The following is a 22,044-nucleotide window of genomic DNA, read 5'->3' on the forward strand; positions in this document are numbered from 1 at the left end:
TGCAAACGTATCTCATCCAGGCGTTGTGACGCAGGGCTATTGCTTTGGGTCGAGCGATCATTTCTTTCGTTTGCGGGGCAGGGCGGAACTTTCACAACCCGTCAGCGCAACGCCTTGGGCGAAACCCCGAAACGCTTGCGAAACGCCGTGGAGAAATGCGCCGGGCTGTAACCCACGCGGTACGCGGCGCTGGACACATTGGTCTCACCGCTGGCGAGCAGGCGATAGGCTTCGGCCAGGCGCTGTTCCTGCAAGTACACATAGACACTGGTGCCGAATACCTGACGAAAGCCCGCGGTCAATTTGCGCGGGTTGAGGCCGACTGCGCGAGACAGCTCGGCCAATGACGGCGAAGCCTGCAACGAACCGAGCAACAGGTCGCGGGCGGCATGAATGCGTTCGATGTCCGCTGAGTTGCAATGGGCGTCCTGCACCGGGCGCGACTCGGTTTGCGCGAGAATTCCCTCCACCCCCAGTGCTGTCAGCTCCAGGGCCTTGCCGCCCAGATAGAAGGAGCGGGCAGGGCCCTGCAACGGGCAGGTGAAAATCTGTTGGGCAAGGGCGAGCAACGGTTTGCTCGCGGGCTGGCAGAACATCATCGGCCCGCCGCCGCGTTTATCCAGCAGGCGCTCAGGCTCAAGGCCGACGCTGCGGATCGACGGGAAATCCAATTGCACGGTGGTGTAGCGCACCGGCACACCACTGGCGAACAGGTGATCGCCACAATGTTCACCCTGGTTGGCCACGGCGCACAGGGTCGGCCCGCGAATCTCCACTTCCTGCTGGCCTTCGACCCGGCAATTGAGCTGGCCGCTGAGCACCAGGATGATCTTCAAACCTTGCCACAGCGGCTCTTGCATCCACATCTGGCTGTCCATCAACACAGTCCCGGCGGACAGGGTGATTTCCGGCACGACGGTGGCTGCACCCGTGTTCAAGGTGTTGGGAAAGTTGAGGGTGAAATCCCTTTGGGTCGGTAGCGGCGCAGCGTGTGGGCTGAGCATGGCGGACTCCCTGTGAACCGGAAAAGAGGGGCATACGCTAGCAGGAAATTTCTTACCTGTAATTAAGAATGATTATCCTTTAGCTGAAAGCCCGGACCACGCCTCATCGCTGCAGGCCGCAGAAACTCACGCTGTAGCGCAATCAAAAGAAAAAGCCGCGCAAACGAATGTCCTGCCGGTTGCCGTGCTGCGGCTTTTGCCTATTAATAATCACTCTCATTTCCGCAGCCCTTGGCGACTCATGGATGAACCGCTCAATGACCCATTCTCCCTAGCCCTTTTCACCCTTGCCCCGCAGGCCTTTTGTTCACGGCATCGGCCCCTTATTGCCGAAAAAAACTCTGGAGACCCCATGACTTTCATTGACGACTGCCCCGATTGGCCCGAAGCGTTTGCCCAACGCTACCGCGACGCAGGCTATTGGCGCGACGAGACCTTTGGCGACCTGCTGCGCAACGCCGCCCGCACCTTTGGCGAGCGTGAAGCGATCACCGATGGAACGCTGCGGGTGAGCTATCGCCAACTGGATCAACGGGTCGATCAACTGGCCGGCGGGTTCTCCCGGCTGGGGTTGGTGGCAGGGGACAACGTGGTGGTGCAACTGCCGAACTGCGTGGGTTTTGTCGAAGTGTGCTTCGCCCTGTATCGCCTCGGCGTACGGCCAATCTTTGCGTTACCGGCCCATCGTCACCTGGAAATCGGCCGCTTCTGCGAGTTTGCCCAGGCCAGGGCATACCTCTGCGCTGACGTCACGGCAGGTTTTGATTATCGGGGCATGGCCCGTGGCTTGAAGGCGGCCCATGGCGACCTTGCGTGGGTGATCGTGGCCGGTGAGGCTGAAGAATTCATCGCGCTCGAAGACCTTTATCTGGACGATCCGCAGCCAACCTTTTCTGCGCCGCCCGCGGATGCCGTCGCGTGTTTCCAGTTGTCCGGTGGCTCCACCGGCGTGCCGAAACTGATCCCGCGTCGCCACAATGAATACCTCTACAACGTGCGGACCAGCGCCGAACGTTGCGGCCTGACCGACGCCACGGTGTACCTCGCCGCGCTGCCCATGGCCCATAACTTTCCCATGTGCTGCCCGGGGTTCATGGGCACCTTGCTGATGGGCGGCCGTGTGGTGCTGAGCGGCTCGCCAAGCGCCGAAACCTGCTTCGCCCTGATCGAGCATGAACGCGTGACCCATACCGCGCTGGTGCCGCCACTGGTGCTGGTCTGGCTGGATGCCGCCCAGGCGCGCGGGCAGGGCCTGCCAGGCTTGCAACTGCTGCAAGTCGGCGGCGCCAAACTGAGCTTCGAGGCTGCCCGCCGCGTGGAACCCACCCTCGGCTGCCGCTTGCAGCAAGTGTTCGGCATGGCCGAGGGGCTGATTTGCTATACCGACCCCAACGACCCGCCGCAACGAGTCCTGCATACCCAGGGCAAACCCATGTCCCCGGCCGACGAAATCCGGGTGGTGGACGACAACGAACAGGACGTGCCGCAGGGCCAGGTTGGCCAGTTGCTGACCCGTGGTCCGTACACGATTCGCGGTTACTACCGCCACCCTGCGCACAACGCCCAGGCGTTTACCACTGACGGTTTCTACCGCACCGGCGACCGGGTAATGCTCACCGACGACGGCTACCTGATGGTCGAAGGTCGCGACAAGGACGTGATCAACCGCGGCGGCGAAAAAATTGCCGCCGAAGAAGTCGAAAACCTCCTGCTCAGCCATCCTGCCGTCGCCGATGTGGCCTTGGTGGCGATGCCGGACGCCTACCTCGGCGAACGCACCTGCGCCTTCGTGATTCCCCGTGGCACGGCACCGCGCCCGCCGGAACTGCTGCGCCATCTGCGTGAGCAAGGGTTGGCGGCCTTCAAGCTGCCGGACCGCTTCGAATTTATCCCCGGTTTCCCGCAAACCGGCGTGGGCAAGGTCAGCCGCAAGCACCTGCGGGAGGCTATCCAGCAGCTGTATTTCGGGGCAAAACAACCTGAGGGAAGCGCCGCCCGTGGCTGATCAAGACTCGCTGCGTGAACTGCTCGCGCCTGTACGTGGCCGGTTGATCGGCGCCATGCTGCTGCAAGCCCTGGCGACCCTGATCGGCCTGCTGCCGTTGATCGCGGTGGCGGAGCTGGCGCCGTTGTTGCTGGACGGAAAGCTCGATCTGCACGATGGGCTCTGGTGGTTGTTGGCCGGTGCCGGCGCTTTGCTGTTGCGCATGCTCGGGCTGGCTGCCGCCTTGCAGATGACCCACCTGGCCGACAGCGACCTGCAACGCCAGGTTCGCCAACGGCTGGCCGCGCATTTGGCGCGGGTTCCGCTGGCTTGGTTCAGCGCCCGTGGTGGGCAAAAAGTCGACCGTGTTTTGCTCGACGACGTAGGTGCGCTGCATCAACTGGTGGCGCACTTGCCAAACAACCTCGCCGCCGCATTGGTGGCGCCCCTGGCGTGCCTGTTGTACCTGCTGACGGTGAGTGTGCCGATGACCGTTGTGGTGCTGCTGCCTCCAGCGCTGGCGCTGTGGCGACTGCGAGCCTTGCGCTCCCAGGCTTATCGGGATGACCAGAAGGCACTGGGCGCCGCGCTGGGCAACCTGTCCCTGGCCACCCAGCAGTTTGTGCAGAGCATCGCCATGGTCAAGTCATTCGGCCGGGCCGATCGGGTGCAGTCAAAGTTCTTCGGTGCGGTGGAACGTTTCGCCAGTTTCTTTTCCTGCTGGGCCCAACGCTGGGCCGGGCTTGGGGCGAGTGTCGAGGTGCTGCTTTCGCCGTTGCTGGTGCTGGCCCTGGTGCTGTTGGGCGGTTCGTCGCTGGTGGCTGGCGGTTGGCTGATGCCGGTGCAACTGCTGCCGTTCCTGCTGCTGGGGCCAGCCCTGGCAGCGCCGGTCGCGGCCGTCGGGCATGGTGCGGATGCACTGGTGCAGGGCCGCATGGCCGCCAGCCGTATCGCCACCGTGCTCAACAGCGCGACGTTGCCGCAACCTCGCGAATCCCGCGAGCCCAAAGGCCGCCAGGTGAGCTTTGAAGGCGTGGACTTTCGCTACCCCGACGGCACGCAGGTGCTGCATGGCATTGACCTCGATCTACCGCCCGGCACGCTCACTGCCTTGGTGGGGGATTCAGGTGCCGGCAAGTCCACCCTGGCCACCTTGCTTGCGCGCTTTGCCGATGTGAGTGCCGGGGCGATCCGCATCGGCGGCGTCGACCTGCGGGACATGCACAGCGCCACCTTGTATCGCCAGGTCGCCTTTGTGTTCCAGGATGTGCGCCTGCTGCGCACCAGCGTGCTCAACAACCTGCGCCTGGCGCGCCCCGACGCCACGCAAATCGAGGTGGAAGCCGCCGCCCGGGCCGCGCAGATTCACCAGCGCATCCTCGCGCTGCCCCAGGGGTATCACACCGTCCTCGGAGCCGGCGTGCAACTGTCCGGCGGTGAAGTGCAACGCCTGGGCATTGCCCGGGCGATGCTCAGTGAAGCGCCGATCCTGATTCTCGATGAAGCCACCGCCGCCAGTGATCCTGAATCCGAAGCCGCGATCCAGCAGGCGCTGTCTCGCCTGGCCCGTGGCCGCACGGTGCTGGTAATCGCCCACCGCTTGAGCAGCATCCAGGACGCCGACCAGATCGTGGTGCTGCAAGGCGGGCGGATTGTCGAGCGCGGTACGCATCACGGCTTGCTGGACCAGCAGGGCACTTACGCCGGGCTGTGGGCCGCTGAGCAGTTTTCGGCGGCCGCACTGAAGAGGGCACGGGCATGATTCGCGCGCTGTTACGCAGCCTGCAACCCCGTGAAGCCGGCTTGTTGCGGCGTGCGCTGATGGCGATGGCGTTGAGTGCGTTGGCCCAGGGCGCAGCGTTGGCGTTGTTGCCGATGGCCTTTGCCCAGTGGTTCGGCAACACCACCCCTTGGGCCTGGGCCATCGGTTTCACCGGCATGGCCTTGTTGTGCCTCTGGCTGCGCCGGTATGCCCAGCTGGCGGGCTATCGCGCCGGTGCCGAAGCAGCCCAGGCGTTGAACCGACGCATTGGTGACAAGCTGGTGCAACTGCCGCTTGAATGGTTTGTGGAGCGGCGCAGCGCTGAACTGAATCGCCTGGTGACTCACACCGTGCTGCAAATCATGAGCACCCCGGCGCACCTTTTGCAGCCAATGGCCAATGCGCTGTTGACGCCTTTGGCACTCCTGCTGGCGCTGTTTTTCTACGACCGCTCCATGGCGTTGGCGGCACTGGCCGCGTTGCCGTTGCTGGTGCTGGTGTACCACTGGGGCGTGCGCTGGGGCGGGCAAGCTGAAGCACTGAGCGAAGCCGCAGCCAATGAAGCGGCGGCCCGGGTGATGGAGTTTCTGCGCCAGCAACCGTTGCTGCGCTCCAGCGGGCGCACCGAGCAAGGCTTCGACCTGCTCACCGAGGCCCTGGCCCAGCAGCAACAGGCACAGCGTCACGCCCACTGGCGCACTTTTCCCGCCGCGCTGGGTTTGGCGGTGGTGTTGCAGGCCGGCTACAGCGCCATCCTGTTATGCGGCCTGTATGCCGTGTTGGGTGGCACCCTCGATGCGGCGAAGTTCCTGGCGCTGGCGATTCTCGCCACCTGCCTGGTGGAGCCAATGGGCGCGCTGGTCAACCTCGGCACCACGCTGCGCCAGACCCGCCACGCCTTGAATCGCCTGCGCCACCTGCTGCAGATGCCGGGGTTGCCTGAGCCTCTCGAACCCCAACCTGCCCTGGGTTACGACGTGCAAGTGCGGGACGTAGGACTGGTCCGCCAGGGCCAGGCGATCTTGCAATGCATCGACTTCACGTTGCAGGAGCGTTCGCTGAACCTGGTGGTGGGGGCGTCCGGCTCCGGCAAGTCCAGCCTGTTGCGCCTGCTGGCGCGCTTCAGCGATGTAAGCAGTGGCGCGATTCACCTCGGCGGTGTCGACCTGCGGCAACTGTCGGCCCTGGCCCGAGATTCCCAGGTCGCCTTGATGTTCCAGGACAGCCCGCCGTTACCGGGCAGCCTGTTGGACAACCTGCTGCTGGGCCGCCCCGACGCCAGCGAAGAGCAATGGCAGCACGCCGCCCGCGCCACCGGCCTCGACCGCCTCGCCGAACGCCTGCCCCAGGGCTGGCACACCGTGCTGGGCGAGCAGGGCGTCAGCCTGTCCGGCGGTGAGCGCCAATGCCTGGCGTTGTCGCGGGTGTTGCTCAAGGACGCGTCGCTGATCCTGCTGGACGAGCCGACCGCCGCCCTCGATGCCATCAGCGAGGCGCGGGTCAATCGGACCCTGTTGCAACTGGCCCGCCGGCACACGGTGGTGCTGGTCACCCACAAACCGACCTTGGCGCCCCAGGCCGACCAGATTCTGCTACTCGACCACGGCCAGTTGGCCCAGGTCGGCCGCCATGACGCGTTGATGGCCACGCCCGGCCGTTACCGCGAGTTGTTCCACGAGCGCGAAGCGATCAATCGCTGGCGCTTGCGCCCAGACCCTACCGTTCCCCAAAGGACCGTCCCCCATGACCGATAACCCATCACTGGCATGCGTTCATCCTGCACCCGGCGGCCTCGCACACAGCCCCGAGGCGCTGTGCGCCGGTGTCGCGCAGTTGCTCGACTATGCCCCCCAGGACCTGGAGCCCGATGCCTCGCTGATCGAGCAGGGCCTGGACTCGGTGAGCATGATGCGCCTGCCGGCCTTGCTCGCCCGCGAAGGTGTGCAGGTGAGCTTTGCCGAACTGATTGAGCAGCCGACCCTTGAGGCCTGGTGGTTGCTGATCGACCGCCGTCGCGGGCAGGCGACGCACCTCAAGCCCGTCGCCGCCGACAACGATTTCGCCCTCACACCGTTGCAGCAGGCTTATTGGTTTGGTCGCGACCCGGCCATGCCGCTGGGGGGCGTTGGCTGTCACCTGTATCAGGAGCTGGACGGGTATCAGGTCGACGCTCAACGCCTGGAAAGCGCGGTGATGCGCCTGACTCACCGCCATCCCATGCTGCGCGCCTGTTTCCCGAACGCCACTTGCCAGCGCGTGCTGCCGACCAGCCCGTGGCCTGGGTTGACCGTGCATGAACGGCCGGATGAGTTGGCCTTGCGTGAGCGCCTGGCCCACCGCTGCCTGGATGTGCGCCAGGGCGAGGTGTTTGATGTGCAACTCAGCCGCTTGCCCGACGGCCGCAGCCGGGTGCACCTGAACATCGATTTGCTGGTGGCGGACGTCCTGAGTATCAGCGTACTGCTGCGGGATCTGGCGCTGATCTACAGCGGGCAAGAGGCGCAGCTGCCACGTCTGGAATGGGATTTTGCCCACTACCTCGGCGCCACCCGAACCAGCGATGCCGGCGCGCGGGACTACTGGCTGCAACGCCTGGATGACCTGCCCGACGGCCCGCAACTCCCCTTGGCACACGAGCCGCAATCCCTCGGCCCGCCGCGTTTTCGTCGCCTGGCGATGCGCCTCGGCCGCGCGCAGTTGCGAGCCCTGGAAGACCAGGCCCGCCAACACGGCCTGACCCTGGCCAGCGTGCTGTGCTGCGCCTATACCCAAGTGCTGGGCCGCTGGAGCGCCAGCCAGCATTTCCTGTTGAACGTGCCGCTGTTCAACCGCCAGGAGCTGCACCCCTGCGTCCCGCATCTGCTGGCGGATTTTTCCAACCTGGTGCTGCTGGAGATCGACCAGCGCCAGGCGGGTTCTTTCGCGCAGCAGGCGCAAGCCCTGCAACGCCAACTGCACCGCGACATCGCCCACAGCGCCTGGCCTGGTGTGGAAGTGCTGCGTGAGTTGTCCCGCACCCGGCAAGGGGGCGCCCCCGTAGTGTTTGCCTGCAACCTTGGCGAAGCGTTTGTCGACGCCACTTGCCGGCAGCACCTGGGCGAACCGGGCTGGGCCTTGTCGCAAACGCCCCAAGTGTGGCTTGACCACCAGAGCTATCCGCTGCCCGATGGCCTGTTGCTCAACTGGGACGGGGTAGATGCGCTGTTCCCCGAAGGCTTGCTGGACGAAATGTTCACCGCCTATGGCGACCTGCTGGCGTGGCTGTGTACCGGTGACTGGCGCCAACCCGCGCCGCTGCCGTTGCCCCAAGGCCAGCAAGAGGTCCGTGCAGCGGTCAACCACACGCCCTGGGCCTATGACAAAGGCTTGCTGCAAGATGGCTTTTTCCAACAGGCGCAGGTGCACCCGCAGCGGGTGGCATTGATCACCGAGGACGCTGAGTTGAGTTACGCCGAGCTGGCGGCCCAGGCCCTGCAAGTGGCAGGTGCCCTGTGCCAGTGGGGGATTGAACCGGGTGATGCGGTGGCGATCACCTTGCCCAAAGGCCAGGCGCAAATCGTTGCGGTGCTCGGCATATTGGCGGCGGGCGCGGTGTACGTGCCGGTGGGTATCGAACAGCCGGCAGCCCGTCGCGACATGATCTATCAACGCGCCGGAGCCAAGGTGGTGATCACCGATACGGCCCACCGTGATCGCGGTGTATGGCTGGCGGACTTGCAAGTGGTGGACCTGGCCCAGGCGCGTTCGGCCAGGGCCCTGAAACAACCGATCGAGGTGGCGCCGGACGCACTGGCCTATGTGATTTTTACCTCTGGCACTACCGGCGAACCCAAGGGCGTCGAGGTTTCCCACCAGGCGGCGCTGAACACCGTCGCCGCGATCAACCGGCGTTATCAGGTGGGCGCGGATGACCGTGTGCTCGGGGTTTCCGCCCTCGATTTCGACCTGTCGGTGTACGACCTGTTTGGCTTGCTGAGTGTCGGAGGCGCCGTGGTGCTGCCAGCGGATGCGCGGCGCAAGGAGCCGTCTGAATGGTTGCGGCTGATCCGCCAGCAGCGCGTGACCCTGTGGAACTCGGTACCGGCGTTGCTCGACATGCTGACCCTCAAGGCGCGTGAGCCGAATGCCCTGAGCGGATTACGCCTGGCGATGGTCTCGGGTGACTGGGTCGGGCTGGACCTGCCACGCCGCCTGCGATTGGCAGCCGGCGAAAGCGCCCGGTTCGCCGCTCTCGGCGGCGCCACTGAAGCGGCCATCTGGTCCAACGTCCAGGACGTCGACGAAGTGCCGGCTCACTGGCGCTCGATTCCCTACGGCAAACCCCTGGATAACCAAAGCTTTCGAGTCGTCGACAGCCAGGGCCGCGATTGCCCGGACTGGGTGGCGGGGGAGTTGTGGATCGGCGGCGCCGGGGTTGCCCAGGGCTATCGTGGCCTGACGCGTCTCAGCGCCCAACGCTTCGTCGAGCACGCCGGGCAACGCTGGTACCGCACCGGCGATCAGGGCCGTTATTGGCCCGACGGCAGCCTTGAATTTCTCGGGCGTATGGACCAGCAGGTCAAGGTCCGTGGCTTCCGCATCGAACTCAGTGAGATCGACGTGGCCCTGGAACGCCATCCGGCGGTCAGTCGTGCCGTCACCCTGGTGTTGCCCGGGGCCAACCCGCAGTTGGCAGCAACCCTGATGGGCGACGCGCTGCCGGATGCCGAAGCCATGCGCCAGTGGCTCTGCCAATGGTTGCCGGAACACATGTTGCCGGACCACTGGCTGAACCTCACCGAACTGCCCCTGAGCGCCAACGGCAAGGTCGACCGCGCCGCACTGCTGTGGCTGGTGCAGGAGCAACGCCAGGGCGCCAGACCCGAGCATGAAGACGCGCCTCAAGGCGAAGCCGAACAACTGTTGGCCGGGCTCTGGCGCGAATTGCTCGACATTCCCCTGGTGGGACGCAACCAGGGCTTCTTCGCCCTCGGCGGCAACAGTCTGTTGGCCGCTCGCCTGATCGAACGTATCGCCCGACAGTTCGACGTCGAACTGTCGCTGAAGGACTTTTTCAACGCGGCCACCGTCGCCCGCCAGGCCCAATGGCTTGTCGCCCGACGGGAACAGGACCACGTCAACCGGAACGCAATGGTGGAGGGTGCGCTATGACACTGCAGCAACTGCAACAGGACCTCGAAGCACTGGGTGTGGAACTCTGGGAAGAGCAGGGCCGCCTGCGCTACCGGGCGCCCGCCGGGGTGATGGATGAAGGCCGCCTGCAACAATTGCGCGAACACAAGGACGCGTTGTTGCAGCAATTGATGGAACCGGTGATGCCCACCGTCTCGGCCGACCTGGCCGCCCGCAGCGAACCATTTCCGCTGACCGACGTGCAGGCCGCTTACCTGATGGGCCGCACCCAGGCATTCAGCTACGGCGGGGTGGCGTGCCACGGTTACCTGGAATTTGAACTCAGGGAACTGGACCCGGCGCGCCTGGAGCAGGCATGGAACCATCTGATTGCGCGTCACGACATGCTGCGGGCGGTGGTGCAGGAAGACGGCTACCAACAAATCCTGCCCCAGGTGCCGCATTACCTGATCGCCCGGCATGACCTTCGCGAAGACGGCGGCCGTGCACTGGCCGCTCTGCGCGAACGCATGGAAATTCGCCAGGCCTCGCCCCAGCAGTGGCCGCTGATCGAGTTGTGCGTCAGCCAGGGCCGTGAACATGCGCGCCTGCATCTCTCAGTGGATCTGCTGGTGTGCGACTATCAGAGCGTGCGCATGCTGTTGGCCGAGTTGCAGCAGGTCTACCGTGGCGAAGCCTTGCCGTCGGCGGCGCCCATCAGTTTTCGCGACTACGTACTGGGCGAGCGCCGGTTGCGGGAACAGCCGCGTTACCAGCGTGACCGCCAGTACTGGTGGGCGCGGGTCGACAGCCTGCCCGGTGCTCCGGAATTGCCCATGCAGGGCGCTCCCAGCGGACCGCGTTTCGAGCGCCGCGCCCTGAACCTGGAGGCCCGGGATTTCAACGCCCTGCGCCTGAATGCAGCGGCGGCCGGCGTGGGTGTGTCGGCGGCGATTCTTTCCTGCTATGCCGAAACCCTGGGACGCTGGAGCCGCAAGGGGCATTTCTGCTTGAGCCTGACCTTGCTCAATCGCCTGTCGCTGCACCCGCAGGTCGATCGGCTGGTGGGGGATTTCAGCTCGGTGGAATTGCTGGAAGTCCAGACCCTGCAAGGCGGCAGCTTTGGTGAACGCAGCCAGCAGTTGCAGGAGCGACTGTGGCAAGACATGGACCACCGCCTGTGTTCCGGCATTGAAGTACTGCGCGAACTGGCGCGGCGCAAAGGCCGTGATGCGGCCTTGATGCCCTATGCCTTCACCAGCACCCTGGGCGCCGGTGGCGAAAGTGGCGGCGGGGCATTTATGCCCGGCGCAGAACTGGTGCACGGCATCAGCCAGACCCCGCAAGTGTTGATTGATTGCCAGGTCAGCGAGCGCGACAACGGCCTGTTCATCAATTGGGACATTCGCCAGGGCGTGTTCAACGAGGCCATGCTGGAAGCGATGTTCGACACCTTCGAACGTCTGCTCAAGCGCTTGGCGCGGGAGCCTTCGGCCTGGACCCTGGACGATTGCCTTGAACTGCCGGCACCCCAGCGACTGGTGCGGGAGTTGATCAACCAGACGGCGCAGCCGATTCCCCCAGGCTTACTGCATGAACCGTTCTTTCGCCAGGCCCGGGCGCAACCCCAACGTGTCGCCCTGATCCAGGGGGCGCGACAGCTCACTTACGCGCAACTTGCCGCCCGCGCCGAGGCGATTGCCGAGCAGTTACTGGATGGCGGTTGTCAGCCCGGCGAGCGGGTCGCGGTGTGCATGGAAAAAGGCATCGACCAGGTGGTCGGTGTGCTCGGGATCTTGCGGGCCGGCGCGGCGTACCTGCCGCTGGACACTAATCAGCCGATGGCGCGGCGCGCGTTGATTCTTGAGAACGCCGAGGTCAGCCGGGTGCTCAGCCAGTCGTGGTTGAGCGAGGACCTGGCCTGGCCCGCCCAGGTGACCCAGTGCATACTCGTTGATCAGGCCGCAGCCAGTGCCGGACGTGAACTGCCGGCGCCGCAGGTGACACCGCAACAACTTGCCTACGTGATCTACACCTCCGGCTCCACCGGGATTCCGAAGGGTGTGATGATCAGTCACCAGGCGGCCCTCAACACGGTGGTGGATATCAATCAGCGCTTCGCCATCGGCGCCGAAGACCGGGTACTCGCCTTGGCCAGCCTGGGCTTCGACCTCTCGGTGTACGACATCTTCGGCCTGCTGGCCGTAGGTGGCGCCCTGGTGTTGCCCGACGCCGGACGCCGCGCCGACCCGTCCCACTGGGCCGAATGCGCCCGCGAGCACGGTGTGACCCTGTGGAACTCGGTGCCCGCGCAGTTGCAGATGCTTGCCCATTACCTGCAAGCCGTGCCGGCCGCGGCACCTCAGAGCCTGCGCCTGGCCTTGCTGTCCGGCGACTGGATCCCGCTGAACCTGCCCGCCGAAATCGCTGCGTTGTTGCCTGAGCTGCAACTGATCAGCCTGGGCGGCGCCACAGAAGCGGCGATCTGGTCGATTGCCTATCCAATCACCGAGGTGGACGCACAATGGCGCAGCATTCCCTACGGCGCGCCGCTGGCCAATCAACGCTTCATGGTGCTCGACGAACAAGGCCGCGATCGCCCGCAAGGCGTTGCCGGTGAGCTGTTCATCGCCGGCACGGGGTTGGCGATGGGGTACCTGGGGGACGCGGAGAAAACCGCCGAGCGTTTTATCGAGCATGCCCACAGCGGCGAGCGGCTGTACCGCACCGGCGACCTGGGGCGCTACCTTGAAAGCGGGTTGATTGAGTTCCTTGGCCGTGAGGATTTCCAGGTCAAGGTTCGCGGGCATCGCATCGAGTTGGCGGAAGTCGAAAGTGCCTTGCTCAGTCATCCTCATGTCGAATCGGCCGTGGTGGTCGCTGCGGGCGAGGGCGCGTTCGAGCGGCGTTTGCAGGCCTGCGTGCGCGGGACTTTGCGTGATACTCCACTGCCTTGGCCGGCCCGGTTGGCACCCAACGCCTTGGCGGCGGCCAACGGCGTGAAAGGCCAACTGACGGAAGCGCTGATTACGCAGATGTCCGATTGCGTCGAGCGTGCCGCGTTGCTCTCCATGGGCCTGGCCCTGCAACGCCCGGGGCTGTTTGATCAACCGGGCGTCGAGCACGACCTGGCCCAGATCATGAGCCTGTGCGAAGTGGCGCCACGCAACGAACGGTTGATCCGCCGCTGGCTGCAAGCGCTGCATCGCGAACAACTGGTAGACCGCAACCCAGGCACCGGCGCCTATTCGTCACTGCGGGTCTCGGGTGCTGAATACCGTCAGCTGTGGCAGCGCATCGAGGCGCTGGAACCGAGTGTGGGCTGGGGCGGTGAAGTGCTGCGCTACCTGCGGGAAAGCCAGGAGCAATTGCCTGCCCTGATGAGCGACCGGCTCGACCCGTTGCACTTGCTGTTTCCCGAAGGCCGTACCGACACCGCCGAAGGCGCCTATCGCAAGAACCTGATCAGCCAGTACCTGAACCAGGCGGTGTGTGCGGCGGTGCAGGAAATCGCCGCACTGCAACCGGCGGGCCGGCGTCTGCAGTTGCTGGAAATCGGCGCAGGCGTGGGCGGCACCAGTGCCGACCTGATTCCAGCCCTGGACGGCTTGGCGGTGGACTACCAGTTCACCGACCTGTCGCAGTTTTTCCTCAACGAAGCGCGGGAGCATTTCGTCGAGTTTCCGTGGGTCAGCTACGGGCTGTTTGACCTGAACCTCGACCACTGGGCCCAAGGCATCGCCGCCAACTCCCTGGATGTGATTCTGTGTGCCAACGTGCTGCACAACTCGCGGCATGCCAGCCAGGTACTCGCCCGGCTGCGGGAAATGCTCGCCCCCGGCGGCTGGCTGATCTTTATCGAAGCCACCCGCGACACCTACCAGATCATGGCGTCCATGGAGTTCAAGGAGGGCCTGACCGCGTTCGAGGATTTCCGCGCCGAGCAGGACACCACGTTCATCCGCCGCGAGCAGTGGCAGCAACTGTTGCAGGAAGCCGGCGCGCAGACGCCGCTGTGCATGCCGGCAGCTGACGATGCGATGTCACAGATCGGCCAGCACCTGTTCATCACGCGCTTCAAGGCAGAGCGCCAGACCCTTGAGCCGGAGGCGTTGCGCGCGCATCTGGGCCAGCGCCTGCCGGATTACATGGTACCCACCGAGTGGCGGGTACTGGATGAAATGCCGCTGACGGCCAACGGCAAAGTCGACCGCCAGGCGTTGGCCAACCTCGGCATGGCCCAGGCCACGCAACAGGCCAACAGCGGGGCTGCACCGCTGGATGCGCTGGAGCGCAGTATCGCAGAGGTCTGGCAAACCCTGTTGCGGGTGCCCAATGTGGGCCGTGAACAGGGCTTCTTTGAGTTGGGCGGTGATTCATTGCTGGTGGCGCAGGTGGTTGGTCGCCTGCGGGAAAGCCTGCCCCAGGCCCGTAACGTGCCCTGGGGGGATTTGCTGCGCCAGTTGATCAACCAGCCCACCGTTGCGGCCCTGGCGGATTACCTGCGGGGGCAGGGCAGCGAGAGCCTGTCGCCGCTGGTGCGGATTCGTGAGGAGGCGCAAGGCCCGGCGCGGATCTTTGTCCATGATGGCAGCGGCACCCTGGCACCGTATCGCGCGCTGTTTGCTGCACTCGGGGAAGAAGCACCACTGGAGGGACTGGTGCTCAATGATGTACCGGGTTACCTGGCTCTGGCACCGGCTACGGCGATTCGTGAACTGGCCGAGCGTTATGCCGACACCTTGCACGCCGAAGGCCGGCGTCAGGTGAGCATCGTCGGTTATTGCCTCGGCGGGTTGCTGGCGACGGAGCTGGCGTCATGCCTCGCGGCGAGGGACATCGAGGTGCTGCAACTGACAGTGATCAGCAGCTACCGCGTGCCGTTCATGATCGAGGATGACCTGCTGGCGGAGTACGTGTTTGCCCGCGTGATGCAGGCCGACCCGCACACCCTGGGTTACCCGGTAGATGAACAGGCAATGGAGCGGGCGATTGCGAAGGTGCTGCGCCAAACCCCGGGCCGCGTGCCCCAAGGTGCATTGCTGGCGCTGCGAGATGAGCCCGACTGCGCCACGGCCCTGGCCTGCCTGCGGGCCCTGGCATCCAAGTCGGCAGATGAGCGCTTGCAGGCAATTGCAGACGCGATGCGCCACGCCGGCTCGCAACTGAGCGACCTGGACTGGCTGCGCGAGCAATTGCAGGTGCTGCGCCACAGCCTGGCCGCCGTCGCCTTGCATCAAGCCACGCCTTACGACGGTGACATGGTGTTTATCCGCCAGTGCGGTGAAGTCCAGGTACTGCCCGGCATGCACCGCGACATGAGCCAATACTGGCAAGCCCTGTGCCTTGGCGAATTGCAGGTGGTGGACGTGCCGGGCGACCACTTCAGCTGCATGCAGAGCCCCCAGGTTGAAGCCGTGGCCCGCGCGTTCGAACGGCTGGCGCAGGTGGCGGCGTGAGAGTCGCGATTGTAGGCGGCTATGGGCATGTCGGTCGGCAGGTTGCGCGGGTGCTGGTGGGTCATTGCCGCTTGCGCCTGGGCGGTCGCGACCCTGGGCAAGGGCAGCGTTTTAACGACGGCGAGTTGAACGGGCAGGCCGAGATCCGTGAAGTGGACCTGTGGGACGCCCAAAGCCTGGCGGCGTTTTGCAGCGGCTGCGACCTGCTGATCAATTGCGCGGGCCCCAGCTACCAGGTGCTCGACCGGGTGGCGCTGGCAGCATTGGCCAGCGGCGCCGATTACATCGATGTCGGCGGCGATGATCCGCTGCATCAGCTGCTGCCCGCTCAGTTGCCGCCGGGTCGTCGTGTGGTGTTATCCGCCGGCATGTTGCCCGGGCTGTCGGGGTTGTTTCCCAAGGTGCTTGCGGCGTCGTTCGAGCGCGTCGATGCCGTGCATTGCTATGCCGTCGGACTTGGGCGGTTGTCGACAACGGCGGCCGAGGACTTTCTATTGAGCCTCGGCAACGGTTATGGCCAGGCCTCGATGGGCTGGTGCGATGGCCGTGCAATCAAGTCCGCCGTACTCGTCGATGAACACTTCGAGCGGCCCTGGCTGGTGGGCGGTCCTGTAACGGCCTACCCGTATCTCACTACTGAGCAACAGCGCTTGTTTACTGACTTGCGGGTGCGCGAAGCCCAGGCCTACAACCTGTTCGACGGCGGCCACCTGCGGGCCGCACTCGGGCGCATTCAGGGTTCGCCACCGGCTCTGCGGCACACGGCAGAGAACATTGCCGCCCTGGTACAGGCCAGTGCGCTGGACCTCGCAGGGCGCACGCCTTACCAGTTGCTCGCAGTCGAAATGGCAGGCCTGCAACACGGCGAACCGCAGCAGGCCACCGCCTGGTTGCGTGCCGCCGACGGCTCGGCGTTGACCGGCACAGTGGCGGCAATCTGCGCCCTGCAACTGGCCAAACTGCCCGAAGGCACGCACTACGCTGCCCAGGTGATGGACGCCGATGACTGCTTGCGCCAGGTGCTGCGCTGGTTGCCGCAGACCCGGATCCACGTCACCACTGAACTGGAGGAGGGCGTGTTATGAAGAAAATCCCCAGCCCATGGCTGCGACGTTACCCGCAGCATCAAACGCCGCGCTGCCGATTGGTCTGCCTGCCCCACGCCGGCGGCAGCGCGGGATTTTTCAGCGGTTGGCAGGCACTGTTGCCGGCCGACATCGAACTGGTCAGCGTGCAATACCCCGGCCGCGAAGAGCGCCTGAGTGAAACCTGGCCCGGCAGCCTGGAATGGATGGCGGGTACGATTACCCGGGCGCTGTGGGACCTGTCCGACCGGCCGCTGGTGCTGTTCGGCCACAGCATGGGCGCCGCCCTGGCCTATGAGGTCACGCGGCGCCTGAACCGCCAGGGCAAGGACCTGCAACGGCTGATCGTCTCCGCCCATCCGGCCCCTCACCGGCAACGTCACAGCCAATTGCACCAGGGCCCGGATGCCGGTCTGCTGGCGGATGTGAGGCGCCTGTCGGGTGGTGCGCCATCATCCCTGGACGAACCCGAGATGCAGGCACTTTACCTGCCCGCGTTGCGCAACGATTACCGCCTGATCGAAAACTACTGCGGCGATATCAGCGAGCTGCTGGACGTGCCCGTGAGCGTATGCCTGGGCAGCACCGACCGCGAAGTCGATCGGGAGGAAGCCCATGCCTGGTCGGAAGTGACGCGCCAGGTCACCGACTTTCGAACTTTCAACGGCGGGCATTTTTACCTGCGCGACAGCCAGGCCGACCTGATCGAGCACCTGGAACTGTTGCTGGGCAGCCCTGCCGAACCGGCCTGGCAGTGCTGGCCGTCGACCCCATGACCGGAGAATCCTATGAAAACACCTGAGCAGTGCAGCGGGCTGGAAGACGTCCGCCTGGGTATCGACACGTTGGACGAACAGATCATCCGCGCCCTCGGCCAGCGGTTGGCCTATGTGAAAGCTGCGGCGCAGTTCAAACCTGACGAAGCCAGCATCGCTGCCCCCGAGCGGGTGGCCGCCATGCTGCCCCATCGCCGCCGCTGGGCCGAGCGCGAAGGGTTGGACCCGATGTTCGTGGTCCCGCTGTTTGCGCAGATCATCCAATGGAATATCGACCAGCAAGTGCGCCACTGGCGCCAGCAGCATCAAGGAGCGGAGCATGAGTGAACGTCTGCCGGGATTGCTTCAGGCGCTGACCGAGGGCGAACGCCTGGCGCGCGAGAAGGGCGGCGCAGTGCTGGTGGTCTTCAGCCTGGCCTCGGAGCGCCTGGACCCGCTGCGGTTATTTGCCGCCAACCGCCAGGTACTCGGGCAAAGCCTGTTCTGGTCCAGCGACCGGGGCGCACTGGCCATGGCCGGCTTTGGTTGTACCGAGGAAATCAGCCCCGGGGCCGATGACCGCTTCAACGCCAGTGCCCTGGCGTGGCAGGCGTTGCTCAGCCAGGCCCATCAGGTGGGGCCGCGCCAGCCGTTGCTGTGTGGCGGCTTTGCGTTTGACCCGAAGGGCCCACGCTCGCTCAAATGGCAGTCATTCGCCGCCACCTCCCTGGTGCTGCCGCGCATCCTGCTGCTGCGGGAAGCCGAGCAACACCATGTGATCTTCAGTCAGTGGCTGGAGCCCGGGGCGGACGTGGTGCGTTGCGACCAAAGCCTGGAAACCCAGTGGACGTTGCTTCTGTCCCGCTACGCCAGTGCGCCACGCCAGGAGATTCCCCTCGGCACACCGAGCGACGAAAACATCATCAGCGCGCAGCAATGGCAAGACACCGTGGCGACGGCCGTGCAGCGCATCAACGCCGGCGACCTGCGCAAGGTGGTGCTGGCCCGCGAAGTGCGGTTGACCACCTCACGGACGATCCCCTGTGGCCCGCTGCTGGAAAACCTCAAGGCGGCCTATCCCCAGGCGTACCTGTTTGCGTTCAGCCGGGGTGACAGCTGCTTTCTCGGCGCAACGCCGGAGCGGCTGGTGCGGGTGACTCGTGGCACGCTGAACACGGTGGCGTTGGCCGGTACTTGCCCGCGTGGTCGTCACGAGCAGCACGATGCCGAACTCGGCCAGGCCTTGATGGACAGCCCCAAGGACCGCCACGAACACGCCCTGGTGGTGCAAACGCTGCGCGAAGCATTGCAGCCCTATTGCGCGATGCTCGACATTGCCAGCCAGCCGCAGTTGCACCGGCTGGCCAACGTGCAGCACCTGTTGACGCCGGTGATGGGCCGCTTGCATCCCCAGGTGCAATTGCTGCAACTGGTGCAGGCCCTGCACCCGACGCCGGCGGTGGGTGGCTTGCCGCGACGTGAGGCGATGGCCTATATCCGAGAGCACGAGCAGCTCGACCGTGGCTGGTACGCAGCGCCAGTGGGCTGGATGAATGCGCAGGGTGATGGTGAATTTGCCGTGGCGTTGCGCTCGGCGTTGATCAGGGGCTGTGAGGCGCACCTGTTCGCCGGCTGCGGCATTGTCGCCGAGTCGGATCCCGGGAGTGAGTACGAGGAAACGTGCTTGAAGCTGCGGACGATCCGCGATGCCTTGCGGCCTTCGGACGGAGTGCAGGTGGCGTCAGCCTGAGGAAGGCTCTCGCCCGGCAGGCCGGGCGAGAGTATGCAGCGTCTGGATCAGTTCAAGCCAAGCTTGCCACGCAGTGTGGACAGGTCTTCCGCCAGGGTATTGACCGGGCCAACCAGGGCTTTACGGTCCGCTTCCTTGACCTTGTCGTAGGTCTCGAAACCACCATACTTGGTTTTGTACTTGGCCAGGATCTTGTCCACGGTGGCGAAGTTCTTGTCGACTTTGGCGACGAAGGCCTTGTCTTGCTTCTCGATATGCGGACGGAACAGGTCGACGATTTTCTTCGCGCCGTCGATGTTGCCCTACTAACAGGTAGTCAGCCTGGGTATTACTCGGTTCCCGTGCCGCCCGCCAGCACGTGATCAACGGCGCCACTGTGCGGTGGGATTCTGTAAATCTCCAGGTTGTCCACGCTGATTGGAGGGCCGTCAGTGGGTTCTGCCCATCGCAGAATGAACATCATTGAATGATCGGGCCGCTCCGTAGTATTGAAAGGCACGGTCATTTTCGCCCAGTAGGGTGCTGCATCAAGGGTGTCTGACATAAAGACCGGACCATTCCAGAATGCAAGTGACGCTGCGACCCTGTGCGCGCAGCGGAAATCAAAGCGAAACACATACTGTGTATGCGGTTCAAAAACGAAGCTTTTATCAATGAAGATGAACGCAGAATAGCCGGCACTCGATTCGAGGTAGTAGTTGCCGCCTCTGTGCACAATCTTCAAATCCTCGTCGGAGATGCGCTTTACCCAGCCATTCAGTTCGAAGTCGTCGAAAGTGGTCCGGTCGAAAGGCTGTTCAGTCATGATCGTTGCCCCTGCACTTGGTTGAGCCGTCACACTTCAGGCGGTTGGATGACTATCAAAGCCAATGGCGGCAGGGCTGTCTACTGTCAAAGTTGACAGGTATAGGCGAGTGTAACGAGGGCGCTGGAGCGGGGGAGTACTCGCGGGCACGAACGGCCCGCGAGTGAGGTGCATCAGTTCAAGCCAAGCTTGCCACGCAGTGTGGACAGGTCTTCCGCCAGGGTATTGACCGGGCCAACCAGGGCTTTACGGTCCGCTTCCTTGACCTTGTCGTAGGTCTCGAAACCGCCATCCTTGGTTTTGTACTTGGCCAGGATCTTGTCCACGGTGGCGAAGTTCTTGTCGACTTTGGCGACGAAGGCCTTGTCTTGCTTCTCGATCTGCGGACGGAACAGGTCGACGATTTTTTTCGCGCCGTCGATGTTGCCCTGGAAGTCATACAGGTCGGTGTGGCTGTAGCGATCTTCTTCACCGGAGATCTTGGTCGCGGCCACTTCTTCCAGCAGGGCGGCAGCGCCACCGACGACTTTTTCCGGTGGGAAGGTCAGGCCGTCCACGCGGGTTTTCAGGTCGAGTACGTCGCTGTTGAGCTTGTCCGCCAGGGCGTCCAGGCCTTTGGTGGTGTTCTCGGAGAACAGGCTGTACTCGATGCGGTGGAAACCGGTGAAGTCTTCGGCTTTCACGCCTTTCTCGTGGTCGTCGACACGGGAGTCGATGGAGGCGTCGAGGTCGCTGAACAGCTCGGCGATCGGCTCGATGGACTCATAGTGAACGCGGGTTGGCGCGTACAGCTTCTTGGCGGTGGCCAGGTCGCCTTTTTTCACGGCGTCGGTGAACGCCTGTGTCTGGGTGACCAGTTCGCCTATCTCTTCGGTGACGTAGATCTTGTAGTCCGACACCGGCCCTACCAGGTCCAGCGGCGCGGTGGCGGCGAAGGCGGCCAGCGGCGAAAGGCTCATTAACAACGACAATGCGAGAGACGACTTCTTCATGGGACGATTTCCGCTCTGGGGTTTGTTTTAGGTATTGGCAGTGGTTTGAGGATGTGTCGCATCAAGCAGCGTGCGCCCGATGAAATCCTGGGCCCCGGTGACGCCTGGCAAGGTGAAGAAATAACCGCCGCCGACCGGCTTCAGGTATTCCTCCAGGGGCTCGCCGTTGAGCCGGGTTTGTACGCTGATAAAGCCTTTCTCCAGGTCAGCCTGGTAGCAGATGAACAACAGCCCCATGTCCAGCTGACCGTTTTTGTTGACGCCGTTGGAGTAGTTGAACGGCCGGCGCAGGATCAGGTTGGCCTGGGTCTGTGCTGTACGTGGGTTGGCCAGGCGGATGTGGGCATCGAGCTTGGTCAACTTGCCTTCCGGGTCCTTGCTGTAGTCCGGGACCTGGGTTTCTTTCTGGCCATCCATGGGCGCGCCACTGGTCTTGATCCGGCCAATGATGCTTTCTTGCTCTTGCAGGGGCGTGCGGTCCCAGCGCTCGACAAAGTTGCGGATGATCCGCACCGCCTGGTAGCTGCCATTGACGGCCCAGGCCGGTTCGTCGCTGCCCGGCTGTACCCACACAATCTGGTCCATCGCCTTATTGTCGTTGGAGTTCGGGTTGGCCGAGCCGTCGCGAAAACCCAGGAAGTTACGCGCGCTCTGCGCCGGCTCGCCAGGGCGGGCAGGGGCCTGGGGCGGCACGCTGCCTTCCTGCTTCCAGCGCACCAGCAGCAGGTCCGGCAGGTTTTTCACGATGTCGCGCAGGGCGTGGATATTGGTGTCCGGAGTGTTGGAGCTGAACTGCAGGCTCAGGTCGCCGTGGCACTGCGCCGGTTCCAGCGCATCGTTGGGAAAACCGACCATGCGGATCAGGCGCTTGGGCTTGGCTGCGGCCAGGCCGAAGCGTTCGTCGAACAGCGACTCGCCCACCGACACGGTGATGGTCAGGTTGTCTGGCGTCACCACCGGACCGAGGATGCCGGAGTCGGTGGGGGGCAGTTTCGGGTCGACTTGCACCACGGTGCCGCCGGTCATCAGGAACGCGATGCGCTCGTTCAAGGTGCGGAACAGCCGCTCCAGGTCCTCGCGGTCGCTGGCCAATACGTCGAATGCCACGAGCATGCCGCAGGCCGGGCGCGGGGTGACGATGCCGGTCTGGTGCTTGCCGTGGTAGTCGTGGTGGTCCTGGGTCTTTTCACTGCTTGGGGCGGTGGTGACTTGCGCGGCAGCGTTGGCGGCCATTGCCGGGCAGCTCAGGCTGCTGCCGGCAATCGCGGCGCCGGTAGCGGCCATGCCCAGCAATACACGACGACGCTGGGATGAAAACTGTTCTGAATCACTCATG

The 22,044-nt window shown here is 64.4% G+C and carries 13 protein-coding genes and 1 pseudogene; 9 read left to right on the forward strand and 5 right to left on the reverse strand.

Annotation, left to right across the window (positions count from 1 at the left end; genetic code table 11):
• Positions 1-101: 101 nt before the first annotated feature.
• Positions 102-1,004 (reverse strand): AraC family transcriptional regulator, encoded by a 903-nt coding sequence (locus tag NVB75_RS01875; RefSeq protein ID WP_003218429.1) that lies wholly within the window; start codon positions 1,002-1,004, stop codon positions 102-104.
• A 352-nt stretch (positions 1,005-1,356) separates the two neighbouring features.
• On the opposite strand from NVB75_RS01875, the gene NVB75_RS01880 reads away from it, so the two are divergent.
• Genes NVB75_RS01880 through NVB75_RS01920 form a run of 9 tightly spaced genes read left to right on the forward strand, consistent with a single transcriptional unit; the run spans position 1,357 to position 18,911 of the window.
• Positions 1,357-3,009 (forward strand): (2,3-dihydroxybenzoyl)adenylate synthase, encoded by a 1,653-nt coding sequence (locus NVB75_RS01880; protein WP_258345652.1) that lies wholly within the window; start codon positions 1,357-1,359, stop codon positions 3,007-3,009.
• On the forward strand, positions 3,002-4,750 hold the full coding sequence (locus NVB75_RS01885; RefSeq protein WP_258345654.1) for an ABC transporter ATP-binding protein: 1,749 nt from the start codon (positions 3,002-3,004) through the stop codon (positions 4,748-4,750). Before NVB75_RS01880 ends, NVB75_RS01885 begins: the two co-directional genes overlap by 8 nt.
• A complete protein-coding gene (locus NVB75_RS01890) occupies positions 4,747-6,504 on the forward strand; it encodes an ABC transporter ATP-binding protein (protein ID WP_258345656.1) in 1,758 nt (585 codons plus the stop codon). The genes NVB75_RS01885 and NVB75_RS01890 overlap by 4 nt, the downstream gene beginning before the upstream one ends.
• On the forward strand, positions 6,494-9,901 hold the full coding sequence (locus NVB75_RS01895) for an amino acid adenylation domain-containing protein (RefSeq protein WP_258345658.1): 3,408 nt from the start codon (positions 6,494-6,496) through the stop codon (positions 9,899-9,901). The genes NVB75_RS01890 and NVB75_RS01895 overlap by 11 nt, the downstream gene beginning before the upstream one ends.
• Positions 9,898-15,321: a non-ribosomal peptide synthetase gene (locus NVB75_RS01900; protein ID WP_258345660.1), complete on the forward strand. Its 5,424-nt coding sequence runs from the start codon at positions 9,898-9,900 to the stop codon at positions 15,319-15,321. The genes NVB75_RS01895 and NVB75_RS01900 overlap by 4 nt, the downstream gene beginning before the upstream one ends.
• Positions 15,318-16,406 (forward strand): saccharopine dehydrogenase NADP-binding domain-containing protein, encoded by a 1,089-nt coding sequence (locus NVB75_RS01905; protein WP_258345662.1) that lies wholly within the window; start codon positions 15,318-15,320, stop codon positions 16,404-16,406. The genes NVB75_RS01900 and NVB75_RS01905 overlap by 4 nt, the downstream gene beginning before the upstream one ends.
• The gene (locus NVB75_RS01910; RefSeq protein WP_177070113.1) at positions 16,403-17,182 is read left to right on the forward strand and encodes a thioesterase II family protein; all 780 of its coding nucleotides are present in this window, start codon (positions 16,403-16,405) and stop codon (positions 17,180-17,182) included. Before NVB75_RS01905 ends, NVB75_RS01910 begins: the two co-directional genes overlap by 4 nt.
• A 12-nt stretch (positions 17,183-17,194) precedes the next feature.
• Complete coding sequence (locus NVB75_RS01915) at positions 17,195-17,509, forward strand: isochorismate lyase (RefSeq protein WP_003218417.1); 315 nt, start codon at positions 17,195-17,197, stop codon at positions 17,507-17,509.
• Positions 17,502-18,911: an isochorismate synthase gene (locus NVB75_RS01920; protein WP_258345664.1), complete on the forward strand. Its 1,410-nt coding sequence runs from the start codon at positions 17,502-17,504 to the stop codon at positions 18,909-18,911. Before NVB75_RS01915 ends, NVB75_RS01920 begins: the two co-directional genes overlap by 8 nt.
• Before the next feature lie 47 nt (positions 18,912-18,958).
• Here the strand turns inward: NVB75_RS01920 and NVB75_RS01925 are convergent.
• From NVB75_RS01925 to efeB, 4 genes and pseudogenes are all read right to left on the reverse strand, one after another.
• Positions 18,959-19,213, reverse strand: a pseudogene (locus NVB75_RS01925) (imelysin family protein); the annotation flags it as partial.
• A gap of 26 nt (positions 19,214-19,239) precedes the next feature.
• The gene (locus NVB75_RS01930) at positions 19,240-19,716 is read right to left on the reverse strand and encodes a hypothetical protein (protein ID WP_258345665.1); all 477 of its coding nucleotides are present in this window, start codon (positions 19,714-19,716) and stop codon (positions 19,240-19,242) included.
• 173 nt (positions 19,717-19,889) lie between these two features.
• Positions 19,890-20,708: an iron uptake system protein EfeO gene (efeO, locus tag NVB75_RS01935; RefSeq protein ID WP_003218415.1), complete on the reverse strand. Its 819-nt coding sequence runs from the start codon at positions 20,706-20,708 to the stop codon at positions 19,890-19,892.
• A gap of 27 nt (positions 20,709-20,735) precedes the next feature.
• A complete protein-coding gene (efeB, locus tag NVB75_RS01940; RefSeq protein ID WP_167664239.1) occupies positions 20,736-22,043 on the reverse strand; it encodes an iron uptake transporter deferrochelatase/peroxidase subunit in 1,308 nt (435 codons plus the stop codon).
• Position 22,044: the final 1 nt, after the last annotated feature.

Source organism: Pseudomonas sp. CBS (assembly GCF_024734645.1).
In the GTDB taxonomy this organism is placed as follows: Bacteria; Pseudomonadota; Gammaproteobacteria; order Pseudomonadales; family Pseudomonadaceae; genus Aquipseudomonas.

Bases quoted from the DNA above. Each gene is read 5' to 3' on its own strand.
- NVB75_RS01890 (WP_258345656.1), top strand. From the start codon at position 4,747: ATGATTCGCGCGCTGTTACGCAGCCTGCAACCCCGTGAAGCCGGCTTG.
- NVB75_RS01880 (WP_258345652.1), top strand. From the start codon at position 1,357: ATGACTTTCATTGACGACTGCCCCGATTGGCCCGAAGCGTTTGCCCAA.
- NVB75_RS01930 (WP_258345665.1), bottom strand. From the start codon at position 19,716: ATGACTGAACAGCCTTTCGACCGGACCACTTTCGACGACTTCGAACTG.
- NVB75_RS01900 (WP_258345660.1), top strand. From the start codon at position 9,898: ATGACACTGCAGCAACTGCAACAGGACCTCGAAGCACTGGGTGTGGAA.
- NVB75_RS01895 (WP_258345658.1), top strand. From the start codon at position 6,494: ATGACCGATAACCCATCACTGGCATGCGTTCATCCTGCACCCGGCGGC.
- efeB (WP_167664239.1), bottom strand. From the start codon at position 22,043: ATGAGTGATTCAGAACAGTTTTCATCCCAGCGTCGTCGTGTATTGCTG.
- NVB75_RS01875 (WP_003218429.1), bottom strand. From the start codon at position 1,004: ATGCTCAGCCCACACGCTGCGCCGCTACCGACCCAAAGGGATTTCACC.
- NVB75_RS01915 (WP_003218417.1), top strand. From the start codon at position 17,195: ATGAAAACACCTGAGCAGTGCAGCGGGCTGGAAGACGTCCGCCTGGGT.
- NVB75_RS01910 (WP_177070113.1), top strand. From the start codon at position 16,403: ATGAAGAAAATCCCCAGCCCATGGCTGCGACGTTACCCGCAGCATCAA.
- NVB75_RS01920 (WP_258345664.1), top strand. From the start codon at position 17,502: ATGAGTGAACGTCTGCCGGGATTGCTTCAGGCGCTGACCGAGGGCGAA.
- efeO (WP_003218415.1), bottom strand. From the start codon at position 20,708: ATGAAGAAGTCGTCTCTCGCATTGTCGTTGTTAATGAGCCTTTCGCCG.